The sequence below is a fragment of the Pseudomonas kermanshahensis genome, from assembly GCF_014269205.2.
Lineage (GTDB): Bacteria > Pseudomonadota > Gammaproteobacteria > Pseudomonadales > Pseudomonadaceae > Aquipseudomonas > Aquipseudomonas kermanshahensis.
The window spans coordinates 3,330,352-3,345,343 of the sequence record NZ_JABWRY020000001.1; the positions used below are offsets into that span (position 1 = coordinate 3,330,352).

Genomic DNA, 14,992 nt, shown 5'->3' on the forward strand with positions numbered 1-14,992 from the left:
GAGAGGCCCCCAAGTGCATTCGCTATTGTTGTTGTGAGTGCGTGGGTTAGATCGGGTAGTGCCGGGCGCCTTGCTGCACGGTGACCCAGCGCAGCTGGGTAAAGGCGTCGATCGCCGCCGTGCTGCCGAAGCTGCCGTAACCACTGGCCTTGACCCCGCCAAAAGGCATCTGCGCCTCGTCATGCACGGTCGGGCCATTGATGTGGCAGATGCCCGACTCCAGGCGCTGGGCAAGGGCCAGGGCGCGCTGGGTGTCACGGCTGAAAATCGCCGCGCTCAGGCCAAACTCGGAGTCGTTGGCCAGGGCCAGCAGCGCTTCGTCACCGCTGGCGCGCAGCACCACCGCGACGGGGCCGAACGACTCTTCGCGGTACAGCTTCATGTCGGCGTTGACCTGGTCGAGCAGCACCGGCTGCATAACGCTGCCCATGCGCTCACCACCCGCCACCAGGGTCGCGCCCTTGCTGAGGGCGTCATCAACCAGCGCCTGTATGCGCTCACCGGCCCCGGCATCGATCAATGAACCCAGCGGCGCATCGGTTTGCGCAGGGTCCGCTGCGCGCAAGCTGCGGACTTTTTCACCGAGCTTGGCGACGAAGGCATCGGCCACGGCCTGGTCGACGATCAGCCGCTCGGTGGACATGCAGATCTGGCCCTGGTTGAAGTAGGCGCCAAACGCTGCGGCATCCACCGCGGCATCCAGGTCGGCATCGGCCAGCACCAGGAACGGTGCCTTGCCGCCCAGTTCGAGCACCGCGGGCTTCAAGTGACGCGCCGCCAATTGCCCAACGATGCGCCCTACATGGGTAGACCCGGTGAAGTTCACCCGGCGCACCGCCGGGTGCGCGATCAGCCGCTCGACCACCGCCGGCGCATCGTGCGGGGCGTTGCTGATCACGTTGACCACGCCATCGCCCAAACCGGCCGCCTGCAACACCTGGCCGATCAGGCCATGCACCGCCGGGCTGGCTTCGGAGGCCTTGAGTACCACGGTGTTACCGCACGCCAGGGGCATGGCGATAGCGCGTGTGGCCAGAATCACCGGTGCATTCCACGGCGCGATGCCCAGCACCACGCCGCAAGGTTGGCGCAGGGCCATGGCAAAGCTGCCGGGCACGTCGGAGGGGATGACGCTGCCCTGGATCTGGGTAGTCATCGACGCCGCTTCACGCAGGATGTTGGCCGCCAGCATCACATTGAAACCGTACCAGTTGGCCTTGGCCCCCGTTTCCCCGGCCATGGCCAGGAATTCGTCACGCCGGGCGTCCAGCGCATCGGCCGCCTTCAGCAAGCGCGCGCGGCGCTCGCCTGGCCCCAGCGCAGCCCACGCGGGGAACGCCGCCTGGGCCGCTTCGACCGCCGCATCGGCGTCGGCCAGGGTGGCCGCAGCCACCACCGACACCACCTCGCCGCTGACCGGATGGCGACGCTCGAACGTGCCGCCGTCGCTGGCCGCACGGGCCTTACCGCCAATTAACAATGGCACCTCGAACATCGGGCATTCCTCTTTTCTGATTATTCGGGAATGAACGCCAAGATCACTCAGCGCTTGTAGGCTTGCAGGCCAGGCTTGATGCTCTTGTCGTCAAGGAACTGCTTCAAGCCCTGCGCACGCCCGTGCTCGGGGTCACGCAGTTGCGCCTGGTCGAGCTTGGCGTACAGGTAGTCTTCGTTCTGCTCCCAGGTCAACTCGCGGCAGCGCTTGAAGCCGTTTTTGGCGGCGCGCAGCACCACCGGGTTTTTGTCCAGCAGGTCCTGGGCCAGCAGTACCACTTCATCGCGCAGTTGCGCCAGCGGCACGCTTTTGTTGACCAGGCCCATTTGCGCGGCTTTCTGCCCGTCGAAGGTCTTGCCGGTCATGATGTAGTACAGCGATTCACGGTGGCCCACGGTGTCGGCCATGGCTTTGCTGACCAGGTTGCCCGGTGGGATGCCCCAGTTGATTTCAGACAGGCCGAAGGTGGCCTCATCGGCGCAGATGGCCAAGTCGCAAGCGACCAGCGGGCTGAAACCGCCGCCGAAGCACCAGCCGTTGACCATGGCGATGGTTGGCTTGCTGTAGAAGCGCAGCAGCTTCCACTGCCATTCCGAGGCATCGCGGCGGATGCGCTCTTGAAGAATTTCCGGGCCGGCGTCCACCTCGCGGAAGTACTCCTTGAGGTCCATGCCCGCGGTCCAGGCGCTGCCTTCGCCGGTCAAGACCAGCACACGGGCGTCGGCGTCCTGCTCGATGGTTTCCAGCACATCGCGCATTTCACGGTTGAGCGTCGGGCTCATGGCATTGCGCTTTTCAGGACGGTTGAAGCTGACCCAGGCGATGCCTTGCTCGACGGTAACTTTCACGGTCTGCCAGCGGTTGTCGTATTGGCCCATCACACACCTCTTGTACTGATTGTTCGTTGTGGTTGGCCGAACATTAGCCCGGCCATTTAGTTAAGTCAATTAACCATTAATAAAATTATCTATTTGACTTCGAAGGCGTCGTAGACGACGGCATTGCCCAGGCGCATGGCACTGCCAACGCCCACCGTGCGGTTGAGCCAGGCGTACTGAGGGGCCGAGGTTTCAAAGTGCATCGTGATGCGGAACTGGTACAGGCTGGGGTCGACATCCTCGCCGGCGGCGACTTTTTTCATCACCTCGGGCGGGCCGAAGCGATAGCCTCGGTACGCAGGTAGATCAACGCACCGTCGTCGGTCTGCAGCAGGTAACGGGTGTCGATGATGGCGACCCCCTCGGGGGTGACCACCTGCCAGTCCGCGCCATTGTTGAGGATGGTGCCCTTGAGCCGGGGGCCCTCGAAATGCCCACCCGTGATGGGGATGATTCGCCGTTTGCCTTGTCCGCTGGTGGCGCCCAATTCCCAGATCGGTGCCACCAGGTCAACGCTGAAGCGCGCCAGCGGCTCGAGCTTGAGCGGCGGCGGTTCATAGCTCGCGGCCTGGGCCAGTGCGGCGCAGCTGCTCAAGCACAGGGCGATAAGCCCTTTACGCAGGCTCATGGCGCCACCCCTTGCGAAGCCGCAGCCTCGGTGGGCGTTGCACGCCGCCCCAGCAGCGCCATCGCCGCCACAGCCGCTACCACCAAGCCCGGCGAGGCCGCCAGCAACAAGCCCCCTACCCCGGCGCCAGCGGCAAGAATCTGCCCTGCCGCCAAGGGCCCGGCCATCGACCCCAGTCGGCCCACGGCCACCGACGCGCCCACCCCCGTGGCACGCACGTGTGTCGGGTACAGCGTGGGGGCCAGCGCGTACAGCACCAACTGGCCGCCGATGGCGCAATAGCCGGCGGTAAAACCGGCCAGCAGGATCAAACCGAAGGTGGTGGACAGGCCCAGGCCCGCCAGGGAGGCGAGCATGCCAGCGTAGGCGATCAACACCGCACGCCCAGCGTGCCCACGGTCCATCATGCGCCCGGTCAGGAATGACCCCGCCGCGCCGCCCAGGTTGAACAGGATCTGCACCGCGCCGGCCTGCGGCCGCGAATAGCCCTGGCCGATCAGCAGCGAGGGCAGCCAGTTCAGCAGCATGTACAGCACGGTCAAGGTGAAGAAGCATGCCAGCCACAGCAGCAGCGTGCGGCTCGCCCGGCCGGGGCCAAACAGTTGCGCTGCCAGCCCGTTCTGCGTGCCGCTGGCGGCAGCCTGGGCGCGAAACGCTTGGGACTCCGGCAGCCAGACCATCAGCACGAAGGCAATCGCAATCGGCGCAAAGCCGCCCACGTAGAACACCGTGCGCCAGCCCTCGCCCAGGCCCGCCATCCCAATCACCGAAGCGATGGCGCCACCCAGCGGCACGCCGCAGTAAGTCAGGCTGACCGCCGTGCTGCGCAGGCGCTCGTGGGCGGCTTCACTGGCCATGGCGATAAGGATCGGCAGCGCCGCGCCCAGCCCCAGCCCGGTCATCAGCCGCGCCACCAGCAGCGATGGGTAGTCCCAGGCATGCGCGGTGGCCAACGAGAACCCCCCGAACAGCAACACGGCCAGGATCAGGATGCGTTTACGCCCCATGCGGTCCGCCAGCCAGCCGCCGACGAAGGCGCCCGGCAATAAGCCGAGCAAGCCGGCACTGAACACCCAACCCAGCATGGCGGGGGTCAAGGCGAATTCCTTGGCCATGTGGGGCGCGGCAATGCCGGTGGCTTGCAGGTCGAGCCCTTCAAGCAGCGCGACGAGAAAACACAGGCCGATCGTCAGTACCGGCCGGTGCGATGGTGCGATTGAACCACTCATGTGCAGCCCTCTTGTTGTTATGCGAATAGGAGTCAGAGCCTGAAGGTCGCACGTACCGACACCAGCGAGGCGTCGTCGCCCCCGGCATCGCGGATGGCGGCGCCTATGTCGTAGTACTTCAGGTCCAGGTCGAGCGTCAGGTTAGGCGTCGCCAACCAGCGGGTATTGACGCGGTAGATGGTGCCCACGTGTCGGCCGGTGTCGCGGGTGTTGGCAAGAATGCTCATGCCAGGCATGTATACGCCGTCGTGGGTGTTCTGTTTCCACACCTCGAAGATACCGGGTTCGAAACGCAGGGTGCGCCAGGGTGAAAAGCCAAAGGTCGGGCCGATGACGAGGATGTTGCTCAAGGTGGTCAGGCTGGCCTCGCCGTACACGCCGTTGCGCGGGTATAACGGGTCGAAGGTACCGACCTTGCCATCGCCCAGGTCGCCGTCACCGCTGGCCGCGTCCAGACGCATGGCCAGGCGTGGGGCCCAGGGGTGGTTGAAGGTGTAGCCGGTGTCGCTGGACACCGCCCAGGCACGAATGGAGGCGTTGCCCAAATGCCCGCTTTGGCCGGCCAAGTCCCAACTCCAGTCCAGGGCCTGGTAACGGCCGAACAGGCGGGTGCCGAACGTGTAGCGTTGTTCATCACCGGTTTCCCCCGCCAGGGCGCGGTCGTCGGTTTCCAGGCCAAAGGCGAACAAGTCGATGTTCCAGGCCTGGGTCAACGGCAGGGTGCCGTACAGGCCATAAAACTTGACCCCATTATTGCTGCCGTCATCCCAGCTGTCCTCGCCGGTCTTCACCGGCCGTACCGCAAAAGCATCGAGCTTACGCCCGTCCTTGAGGTTGAGGCTGGTGCGCAGGCCGTCGAAGGTCTGGCGGATGTTGGGGGAGTCGCGGTAGGTGACGAACACCTGGTTGCCGAACGCCATCTCCTGGCGGCCGACACGGGCCGTGTAGCGCCCGCCGTCAATGTCATGGTTCAGGTCGATAAAGGCCTGGCGCACTTCGTTGCGGCTTTCGTCGTTCGGTGAGTACAGGTCCTTGCCGAACGCGCGGGTGTTCTCGACTTGCACAAAGGCACGCAGCGCATCGTCGAACAGGTGCAGGTCGGCATGGGCTTGCAGGCGCTGCATCAGGTAGGAGTCGTCTTTGATCCCGCGCAGGCCGAAGAAGGGTTTGTCCAGTGAATCGGCGCGGTAGCGCGCTTCCGCGCCCAGTTGCAGCCATGCGCTTTCGGACAGGCGATGGTAACGCAGGCCATCGAAAGGATCGCGGGCTTTACCTGGGTCATCCAGAAAGCGGTAATCCTCGACCCAGCGCGGCGCGCCAGGCCGCCCTGGGCGGCTGTCTTCCAGGGGGCTCGCCGCTTGTGAAAGCTGGGCGATTGATAACAGCGCCAGGGACAGACATGCCCCCGTCAGCGGCTTCGTCATCAGAATATCCTTTCTTGTTGTTGTGAAAATGGATAACTCTGTTAACGATTATTTTGTTTAACGATGATGGCGTCAATAGCCGTCAGCGCTTATCGCATACAACGAGGCGCGATCACTGTTCGCTGATCGAACAGTTTTTAAACCCGCTATTTAGGTGGATTGCCTGGATGAACCCGGACAGAAGCGTTTCAGCCAGGGTCGCCGCCGGCCTTCATTCCTTGACAAGATAATTAAATAAAAAAATCATGTAGTGCACCCAACCCACAATAATAAAGAGAAACCCATGATCCCCTCCAAGCCCTTGCTCGCTTTCAGCCTGCTGCTGCTCGGCGCCAGCCAAGCGTTCGCCGCCCCAACCGTTAAACAACCCAACATTTTGCTCGTGGTCGCGGATGACCTGGGGTTCTCCGACCTGTCTGCGCTGGGCAGCGAGATCGCGACCCCGCACCTGGACAAGCTGCTGGCCGACGGACGCCTGATGCTCGACTTCCATGCCTCACCCAGCTGCTCGCCCACCCGCGCCATGCTGATGTCCGGCAACGACCCGCACCTGTCCGGGGTCGGCATGATGGCCGAGTCGCGTGGGCGCCTGCCGGCGGGCAGCGAGGTGCAACCGGGGTATGAAGGGGTGCTGGGCGCCAATGTGGCCACGCTCGCCGAGTTGTTGCGCGATGCCGGTTATCGCACCTACATTGCCGGCAAGTGGCACCTGGGCATGACGCCCGCGCAGCAGCCGCAAAACCGCGGCTTCGACCAGGCGTACGTGTTGCTGGAAGGCGGCGCGGCGCATTTCAAGCAAACCAACATGGGCCTGCTGCCCAACTACAGCTGGAGCTTCCGCCACAACGGCGAGCCGGTGGAACTGCCCAACGACTTCTACTCGACCCGCTGGTTCACTGACCGCCTGATCGACGTCATCGACCAGGGCAAGGCAAGCCAAAAGCCCTTCTTCGCGTTCGCCGCCTACACCGCACCGCACTGGCCGCTGCAAGCGCCCGACGCGTACCTGGCGCAGTACCGTGGCCGCTATGACCAAGGCTACGAACAGATCGCGCGCGAGCGGCTGCAGCGCCAGCGCAAGGCCGGGCTGGTGCCTGCGGACTTCCCGATGGAGCCACAACTCGAAGGTGTGCCCAGCTGGGCGTCGCTGACCCCGGAGCAACGGCAACAGTCAGCACGCACCATGGAGGTGTATGCCGCGATGGTGGCGGCACTGGACGCCGAGGTGGGCCGCCTGGTGGACCACCTGCGTGAAACCGGCGAGCTGGACAACACCTTGGTGTTGTTCATGTCTGACAATGGCCCGGAAAACGCCAACCGCGTCGACCCAGAATGGATCAAACGCAATTTCGATAACCGCCTGGACAACTACGGCCGGCCTGATTCGTTCCTGATGATCGGCTCGGCATGGGCCCAGGTCAGCGCCCTGCCCAGCCGCCGCTACAAGATGACCACCTACCAGGGTGGCATCCGCGTACCGGCCTTCGTCCACTACCCTGCCACGATAAAACCCGGGCGCAGCGAAGAACTGGCCAGCGTGCGCGACATCATGCCGACCTTGCTGCAACTGGCCGGTGCTTCACTGCCTGGCATCAAGTACCGCGACCGTGACATCGTGCCACCGCAAGGCACCTCGGCCCTGGCTTACCTTGAAGGCCGGGACACGCAGATCCACCCCCGCGACGAGGCCATGGGCTGGGAAATCAACGGGAACGCTTCACTGCGCAAAGGCAACCTCAAACTGCTGTTCGACACCACCGACGCAGCACCGGCGTGGCGCTTGTTCGATTTGAGCAAGGACCCAGGCGAGCACCATGACCTGGGCGCACAACAGCCCCAGCAAGTGGCCGAACTGCTGCGCGACTGGAAAAGCTACGCCCAGCGCAACAACATCGTAATCACGACCGAGGGCCGGCCTGTTTCCCCCGCGCTGGTCAGCAAACCATGACACCCCGGCTGCTCGGGGGCGCGGCACTCGCCCTCGGCGTGCTTGCCGCCGCCTATGCGGCATGGCCCGCAGCCCCTGCACCGGCGCTGCTGTGCAGCGGTTACAGCGGTGTGCCCGCGCCCCGCGAGGGGCCGTGGCGCGACGGCATGGTGCAGCTGCCCGGTGGCACCTTCAGCTTCGGCTCAAGCCGCTTTTACAGTGAAGAAGGCCCACCGCACCCGGCCAAGGTTTCGGCCTTCTGGATCGATGTGCACCCGGTCACCAATGCCCAGTTCGCCCGCTTCGTGCAGGCCACCGGTTACGTGACCCAGGCTGAACAGGGCATCGACGCGCAAGCGGCCCCTGACCTACCTGGCACGCTGCGGGTGCCGGGGGCGATGGTGTTCAAACAGGGTGCCGAGGTATTACGGCCGGGCTGGCAGTTCGTTGCCGGGGCGAGCTGGCGCCACCCGCTGGGGCCCGATAGCCATTGGCGTGAGCGGGCAAACCACCCGGTCGTGCAAGTGACCCTGCGCGATGCCCAGGCTTACGCCCAATGGGCCGGCCGCACACTGCCCACCGAGGCTCAGCTGGAATACGCCATGCGCGGTGGCCTGCAGGATGCGGATTTCAGTTGGGGCGCTACCGAGCAGCCCACAGGCAAACCCATGGCTAATACCTGGCAGGGCCAGTTCCCCTATCACAATCAAGCGCTCGATGGCTTCACGGGCACATCCCCGGTGGGCTGCTTCGTGGCCAATGGCTTTGGCGTGTTCGACGCGGGGGGCAATGTCTGGGAGTTGACCCGCAGCGGCTATCGCCCTGGGCATGATCAGGCCCGCGATGCCGCACTCGACCCACAAGGCCCGGCGCTGGACGACAGCTACGACCCTGCCCAACCCGGCACACCAGTGGCGGTGATCAAAGGCGGGTCACACCTGTGCTCGGCGGACGCGTGCATGCGCTATCGGCCTTCGGCACGGCAACCGCAGACGGTGTACCTGGCCACGTCCCATGTCGGGTTTCGGACGGTACGGCAAGCAGAGGGCGAGTGAAGCTACCTATAGCGCTGCCGCCTGCGCCAGCCGCTGGGTGGCAAGGCGGATTTCATCCACATCCAACGAGGCAAACCCCAGCCGCAAGGCATTCTCGCGGTGGCCAAACGGTGAAAACTGGCCGCCGCCACGCACCACCAGGTCCAGCTCCAGCGCGTTGGCCGCTAACTGGTCGACGTCGAGGGTGTCGGCAAACTTCACCCAAAGCGCCAACCCGCCTTCCGGCTCCTGCACCGTTATCTGCTCGCCAAAGGCATCGCGCAGGCCACTCAACAGGGCTTCCCGTCGCCGCCGATACTCCGTGGACACCCGGCGCAGGTGCTTTTTCAGTTCGCCGTCATTGATCAGGTCGGCCAACATCCGTTGCATCACCGCATCGCCCTGCCCCAGGGTCAGCACCGCTGTGCGCTCAAGCACCTCGATCACATTCGGTGGCGCCACGATAAAGCTGCAACGGAAGGTACTGCCCAACGACTTGGACAACGAGCCGATGTAGATCACGTGGCGTTGCGAACGGTCGCTGGCCAGCGGCAGATAAGGGCGCCCGGCAAAGTGGTACTCATGGTCGTAGTCTTCTTCGATCACGCAAAAATCATGCAGCCGCGCCAACTCCAGCAGTTGCTGCCGGCGTGCCGCATGCAGGCTGACCGTGGTAGGGAACTGGTGATGAGGGGTGAGGTACATCATGCGCACGTCATGCACTCGGCACAGCGCGTCGATCTGATCGACCCGGCAGCCTTCCTCGTCCAGGTCAACGGTGACCAACCGCGCGCCCAGCTGGCGGAAAATCTCCCACGCCGGCGGGTAGCTCAGGCGCTCGACCAGCACCACGTCACCCGGCTTGAGCAAAGCGCTGGCCGTGAGGTACAGCGACATCTGCACGCCTTGGGTCAGGCAAATATGCTCGACCCCCACATTAAGGCTGCGGTTATGGCGCAGCATGTCGGCCAATGCACTGCGCAGGTACTGGCTGCTGCTTTCGCAACCATGGCGCACGGTGTTGGTGGTGAAACTGTTGCGCAAGGCCTTGCGGTAATAGCGGTGCAGTACAGCCTGGGGCAACAGGCGGTGGTCACAGGCGCCGTTATCGAAAAACAGCGCGCCAGGCCGATGTTGCAGCGCCGTCACCTGCTCGCTGTTGGTGAAGTAGGGAACGGCAGGCGCCTCGTGCAGCGCCAGGGCAAATGACGGCGGCGCGCTGTGGGCGGCCAGGGTGCCGGCAGCGAGCCGGGTGCTGACGAAGGTGCCCCGGCGTTGCACGCTCTCCAGCCAGCCTTTGGTAACCGCCTCTTCATAAGCGAGGATCACCGTCTTGCGGTTGACATCAAGCAGTTGCGCCATTTCTCGCGTGCCGGGCAGCAGTGTGCCGGGGCGCAGGCGGCCCTCGACGATCGCGGTCACCAGGCCCTCGACGATCTTTCTGTACGAAGCCTGCGGCTGAGCCCCGTCGAGCTTGAGCAACGGCCGCCATTTGCGAAGCTGGACCATGTGAATTATCCAGAACTGGAGGTTCTTATGGTCCTAGTCTAACGCAACAATCAGGCCTCTCTCGCCCCCAATTCAGCCCTGAGGTGTGTATGCAGCAACGCCATGTCATTGAACTGTCGCCCTCGGGCAAACGCTTCGAAGCCGCAGAAGGCTTGCTGCTCGACGCGATGCTCGCCAGCGGCCTGTCGGTGCCTTTCTCGTGCCGCCGCGGGGCCTGCGGGTCGTGCAAGGTCAAGGTGGTGTCGGGCCAGTACCGGGACAAGCAGCGCAGCGCAGACATGCCCGCGCCCTGCTACCCCCTGGCTGCCAACGAGATGCTGCTGTGCCAGAGCCATGCCTGCAGCGACATGCGCCTGGAAATCCCCGGCTGGTCGCTGGACACGCCAACGCTGGCCATCACTGCCCATGTGCTGAGCCAGCGCGCGCTGAGCGTCGACATCATCGAACTGGTGCTGCAGCCCACCCAGCCTCTCGAAGTGCGCGCCGGCCAATACGTCAGGTTCTGCCTCGACAATGGCGACAGCCGCTGTTTCTCCATCGCCAACCTGCCAGCGCAGGACCAGGGGCGCTTGGTGTTTCATATGCGCAAGGTCAGCGGCGGGCTGTTTACCGAGCGCGTGCTGCCCGCGCTGCAGGTGGGCGATGCGCTGCAGTTGGAAGGGCCGGTGGGCGCCTGCACCTGGCAGCACGAAGAACAACGCCCGGTCGTGCTGTTCGCCACCGGCACGGGCTATGCCGGCATCAAGCCGTTGTTGCTGACGGCGCTTGCGGGCCATGCCCCGGTTACGCTGTATTGGGGCGGTTCATCGCTGGCCGACTTCTATGACGGCGCGTTCCTCGACCAGGCCAGCCTTGCCCACCCACACTTTCGCTGGCACCGCGTGCTATCGGCCCAAGCCCGCGTACAACAGGTCGCACTGACGCATGCCCACCGGTGGGCCGATACCCAGGTCTATGCCTGCGGCAACAGCGCGATGATCACCAAGGCCCGCGAACAGTGCCTGGCAGCGGGCGTGCAGGCTCACCGCTTTGTCGCCGAGGCTTTCGTTGCCAGCGGCGCATCGGCGCCGGCGGCTGCGTCGCTGAGCACGCTGGACCCGGTGCTGGAAAAAGTCGGCCCACGTTACTCGTTGGACGGCATGCTCGCAGCCCGCGAGCAATCGGTGCGGGCCCTGGCAGCCATTGTCAGCCAACTGAAAGTCGGCATGACCACTGCCGAGGCGTTGCAGATGGCGGCCGAGACGTTGCAGGCGATGGGCGCGTCGCACACCTGGCACCCGACCTATATCCGCTTTGGCGACGACACCGTGCGCACACCCCGCCAAGGCATCGACCCACAGCGCCAACTGCGCGCCAGCGACATCGCCGTGGTCGACCTCGGCCCGGTGTGGGATGGCTACGAAGGCGACTACGGCGACACCTTCGTGTTTGGCGAGCACCCGCTGTATCACGCCTGCGTCAAGGCCCTGCACGACGTGTTCGAAGAAACGCGCCAAGCCTGGTGCGCGGGGCTGACCGGCCGTGAGCTGTACGACTTCGCCGAACGCAGCGCCCTCGCCAAAGGCTGGCAGCTGGAGCGCAATCTAGCCGGGCATCGCATTGCCGACTTCCCGCATGCCCTGTTCGGGCAGGACAAACTGGCCGAGTTGGACATCGTGCCGAGTGAGATGGTGTGGGTGCTGGAGATTCAGCTGTGCCACCCTACCGAGCCGGTTGGGGCGTTTTTCGAGGACATTCTGGTTGGCCAAAACAGCCCACTTATCAATGAACAAAGGTCATAAGTACGTGCCGACTCAGCTTGCCCGATTAGCCTGACCCAACATCATGAAAACAAGGCAAACAACTGACTGCGAAAGTGAATGCCAAGCCGGTCAAACGCCCGGTTGCGGTAGGTTTTCACCGTGCTCTCCTTGATGCCCAGGTCGGCGGCGATGCCGGCGTGGGTCATGCCCTGAAGCAGGCGGATGCAGATGTTCAACTCTTGCGTGGTCAGGTCGGGGCAGCGCTGGAGCAGCTGCTGCCGAGGGTCCTTGACGGGGTGCAGGGCTTTCAGCGCCAGGTGCCCACGCAGGAGCTGCAACAACGCCGGGCTGAGCGCTTCGCACATCTGCAGTTCACGGTCGTTGAAATAGCCTTGGTCGTGGTGGCGGTAGAGGTTGAACTGCACCGGGCGCGCCTGCTCGTCCAGGTACACACTGGACAACCGTTCGATCATGCCGTTGCGCTGGTAGATCGCCTCGCGGTAGGGCCCGTGGCGGATGTCCTGTGCGACCAGGTGGCCGACTTGCCCAGGGGCCGCCTTCAAGGGTTCGAACAGCGGGTCGTAGCGATGGTAGTGCTCGATGTACGCCTGGCCGCACCGCAGCACCAGGTTGGTGTCCGGGTGGCGGGTGCCGGCCGCCAGTAGCTGCGGCCGCGCGCCGTCCATGCGCAGCACGGAAAAATGCTGGCAAGCCGCCCATTGGCCCAGGCAGTCCAGCAACGCACCGGGAAAACCGGGCGTCCCCAGCGTACGGGTCAAGTCGCTAAATGGGCGTATTTCCGCGGGCAGGGTCGATGCCTGTGGGGTGCTGAGACGAATCATGGCGGCACTCGGCTATTTATTGTTTTTGGATCGAGCGAACAGGGCCCGACAAATAGTTAACCTATTAACTATCAGTCTGCCGCCAATCATTGTCCTTGTCCACCTCACGGGTGACAGCCCTGCCAGACGCTCGTCCGTAAGCTGGCCCGACAACGACAATGAGCGCAAACACCCATGGACCTCCACCCCCTCGACCTGCGCGTCACGCGCTACGCAGCCGAAGCCAAGGACGTCGTTCTGATCGAACTGCGCGCCGCCGATGGCCGGGCGCTTCCGCCCTTCAGCGCGGGTGCGCACCTGGAAATCCGCGTCGCCGGCGACCTGCCACGCCACTACTCACTGCTCAATGCCCCCCATGAACGCGACTGCTACCAGATCGCTGTCGGCCTGGCGCCTGACAGCCGCGGCGGCTCGCGCTTCCTGCATCAGCAACTGCGCCTAGGCGACACCCTCGCCTGCAGCCTTCCCCGCAACCATTTCCCGCTGGACGAGCACCTGCAACGTTACTGCCTGGTAGCAGGCGGCATCGGCATCACCCCGATACTGGCGATGCTGCGCTGGTGCCAGGCGCACGACAAAGACTGGCGGTTGGTGTACTGCGCCCGCAACCGGCAACGCGCCGCGTTCTATGAAACGTTGCGCGAACTGGACCCTGCGCGGGTGCACCTGCACTTCAACGACGAAGCGGGCGGCCATCTGGATACCGCTGGGCTGCTCGACACCCTGCGCGACGACGAGCACCTATACGCCTGCGGGCCGGCGCCAATGCTCGATGCCCTGCAAGCCGCTGCGGGGCCGCGCGCCGAACGCCTGCACATCGAACGCTTCAACGCCGCGCCGGCCAGCACCGAGGGTGACAGCGGCTTCACCGTGCACCTCAGCCGTAGCGACCGCAGCCTCTGGGTCGCGCCCCAGCAAACGATCCTCGAAGCCCTCGAGCACCATGGCATCGAGTTGCCCTTTTCCTGCCGCGCCGGCCTCTGCGGCAGTTGCGAAACCCGCGTCTGCGCAGGTGTGCCAGACCACCGCGACCTGATCCTCTCGGACGCCGACAAGGCCGAAGGCCGCAGCCTGATGATCTGCGTTTCTCGTGCCCTCGGCGACAGCCTGGTGCTGGACCTCTGAACCGCCCCACCCTTCTTGAAGGAGCAACCCCATGTCACTGCCAAGCAGCAACCTCATCGCGCATGCGCGCAAGGCCAGCGAACCGATGGCCAACCGTGAAACCTCGTTCATCTACAACGAATGGTACGTTGCCGCCTTCGACGATGAAGTCGGCCGGCATTTGTTGGCCCGGCGCCTGCTCGGCCGCCGCGTGGTGATGTACCGCACAGAAGCGGGTGAACCGGTGGCCCTGGAAGACCGCTGCGCGCACCGCTCGTTCCCGCTTTCGCGCAGCCACCTGCAAGGCGACACCATCGTCTGTGGCTACCACGGTTTTCGCTACGACGCCGCCGGCGACCTCATCGAAGTGCCCTCCCAGAAAAACTGCCCGCGCGGCATTGGCGTACGCCGCTATCCGCTGGTGCGCCAGGGGCCGCTGCTGTGGATATGGCTGGGCGAGCAAGCCCTCGCCGACCCGGCGCTAATCCCCCATCAGGCGTGGATCGACGACCCAGCCTGGGCCTGCACCTCCGGGTATTTCCATCACCCGGGCAACTACGTCAGCCTGCATGAGAACCTCATGGACCTGACCCACCTGAGCTTCCTGCATGCCAACACTATCGGCACCCCGGACTACGCCAGTGCCCCGTACAAACTGGACCTCAAGGAAGGCCATTACACCCTGATCCGCGAAGTGGTACCGACCACTCTGTCACCGGTCTGGGGCAAGACCACAGGCCTGGAAGGCTGTGCCAGTGCAGCCCGCATTGCCACCTCGGAGTTTCTCTCCCCGGCCCTGCACCGGGTCAGCGTGACCTTCTACGACAGCGCGCAACCGGCCGAGCAACGCCAGCAGTTTCACATTCGTACCGCGCACATCCTGACCCCGGAAACCGCCAACAGCCTGCACTACTTCATCGTCCATGGCCGCGACTTTGCGCAACACGACGAAGCCTTGGGCGACTACATGCACGAGCAGCTGTTCGCCGCCTTCAACGAAGACGTCGAAGGGCTCGGGGCACTGGAAGCCGCGCTCGACGACCGTGACGACCACCACTACGAGATTTCCGTGGCCAGTGACGCGCCGGCCGTCGCCACCCGCATGTACCTGAAGAAACGTGCCGATGCCGAACGCCTGCACACCAGCCGCAAGGTCGGCTGAAGGCAGCGCAGGCCGCCG

At 64.5% G+C, this 14,992-nt stretch carries 11 protein-coding genes and 1 pseudogene; 5 read left to right on the top strand and 7 right to left on the bottom strand.

The window, feature by feature from the left end:
* Window positions 1-46: 46 nt before the first annotated feature.
* The 5 genes and pseudogenes from HU764_RS15130 to HU764_RS15150 all read right to left on the bottom strand — a co-directional run bounded on the left by HU764_RS15130 (window position 47) and on the right by HU764_RS15150 (window position 5,654).
* Window positions 47-1,495 carry an aldehyde dehydrogenase gene (locus HU764_RS15130; RefSeq protein WP_186682416.1) on the bottom strand — a complete coding sequence of 483 codons (1,449 nt, stop codon included), beginning with the start codon at window positions 1,493-1,495 and terminating at the stop codon, window positions 47-49.
* A 47-nt stretch (window positions 1,496-1,542) separates the two neighbouring features.
* The gene (locus HU764_RS15135; RefSeq protein WP_027596364.1) at window positions 1,543-2,373 is read right to left on the bottom strand and encodes a p-hydroxycinnamoyl CoA hydratase/lyase; all 831 of its coding nucleotides are present in this window, start codon (window positions 2,371-2,373) and stop codon (window positions 1,543-1,545) included.
* An 89-nt stretch (window positions 2,374-2,462) separates the two neighbouring features.
* A pseudogene (locus HU764_RS15140) lies at window positions 2,463-3,001 on the bottom strand (DUF3237 domain-containing protein).
* Window positions 2,998-4,230: a 3-(3-hydroxy-phenyl)propionate transporter MhpT gene (mhpT, locus tag HU764_RS15145; protein WP_186682418.1), complete on the bottom strand. Its 1,233-nt coding sequence runs from the start codon at window positions 4,228-4,230 to the stop codon at window positions 2,998-3,000. Before mhpT ends, HU764_RS15140 begins: the two are co-directional and overlap by 4 nt.
* Before the next feature lie 32 nt (window positions 4,231-4,262).
* Window positions 4,263-5,654 (bottom strand): alginate export family protein, encoded by a 1,392-nt coding sequence (locus HU764_RS15150; protein ID WP_186703401.1) that lies wholly within the window; start codon window positions 5,652-5,654, stop codon window positions 4,263-4,265.
* Window positions 5,655-5,937: 283 nt separating this feature from the next.
* On the opposite strand from HU764_RS15150, the gene HU764_RS15155 reads away from it, so the two are divergent.
* Together HU764_RS15155 and HU764_RS15160 are read left to right on the top strand one after the other, a co-directional pair.
* A complete protein-coding gene (locus tag HU764_RS15155) occupies window positions 5,938-7,602 on the top strand; it encodes an arylsulfatase (protein ID WP_027596360.1) in 1,665 nt (554 codons plus the stop codon).
* Window positions 7,599-8,636, top strand: coding sequence for a formylglycine-generating enzyme family protein (locus HU764_RS15160; protein WP_186703402.1), 1,038 nt, complete (start codon window positions 7,599-7,601; stop codon window positions 8,634-8,636). The genes HU764_RS15155 and HU764_RS15160 overlap by 4 nt, the downstream gene beginning before the upstream one ends.
* A 6-nt stretch (window positions 8,637-8,642) precedes the next feature.
* On the opposite strand, the gene pdxR is transcribed toward HU764_RS15160, so the two are convergent.
* Window positions 8,643-10,124: a MocR-like pyridoxine biosynthesis transcription factor PdxR gene (gene pdxR, locus HU764_RS15165; RefSeq protein ID WP_186703403.1), complete on the bottom strand. Its 1,482-nt coding sequence runs from the start codon at window positions 10,122-10,124 to the stop codon at window positions 8,643-8,645.
* An 89-nt stretch (window positions 10,125-10,213) separates the two neighbouring features.
* Between pdxR and HU764_RS15170 the strand changes: the two genes are divergently transcribed.
* Window positions 10,214-11,905, top strand: a complete 1,692-nt coding sequence (locus HU764_RS15170) for an NAD(P)H dependent flavin oxidoreductase family protein (RefSeq protein WP_186703404.1) — start codon at window positions 10,214-10,216, stop codon at window positions 11,903-11,905.
* A gap of 41 nt (window positions 11,906-11,946) precedes the next feature.
* Here the strand turns inward: HU764_RS15170 and HU764_RS15175 are convergent, their stop codons facing one another.
* Complete coding sequence (locus HU764_RS15175) at window positions 11,947-12,708, bottom strand: helix-turn-helix transcriptional regulator (protein WP_186703405.1); 762 nt, start codon at window positions 12,706-12,708, stop codon at window positions 11,947-11,949.
* Between the two features lie 174 nt (window positions 12,709-12,882).
* Here HU764_RS15175 and HU764_RS15180 point away from each other — a divergent pair, with 174 nt between their 5' ends.
* Both HU764_RS15180 and HU764_RS15185 read left to right on the top strand, forming a co-directional pair.
* Window positions 12,883-13,833, top strand: a complete 951-nt coding sequence (locus HU764_RS15180) for a PDR/VanB family oxidoreductase (RefSeq protein WP_186682430.1) — start codon at window positions 12,883-12,885, stop codon at window positions 13,831-13,833.
* A gap of 31 nt (window positions 13,834-13,864) precedes the next feature.
* Entirely contained in the window at window positions 13,865-14,974 is a 1,110-nt protein-coding gene (locus HU764_RS15185) for an aromatic ring-hydroxylating oxygenase subunit alpha (RefSeq protein WP_186703406.1), read from the top strand.
* The last annotated feature ends 18 nt before the right edge of the window (window positions 14,975-14,992 follow it).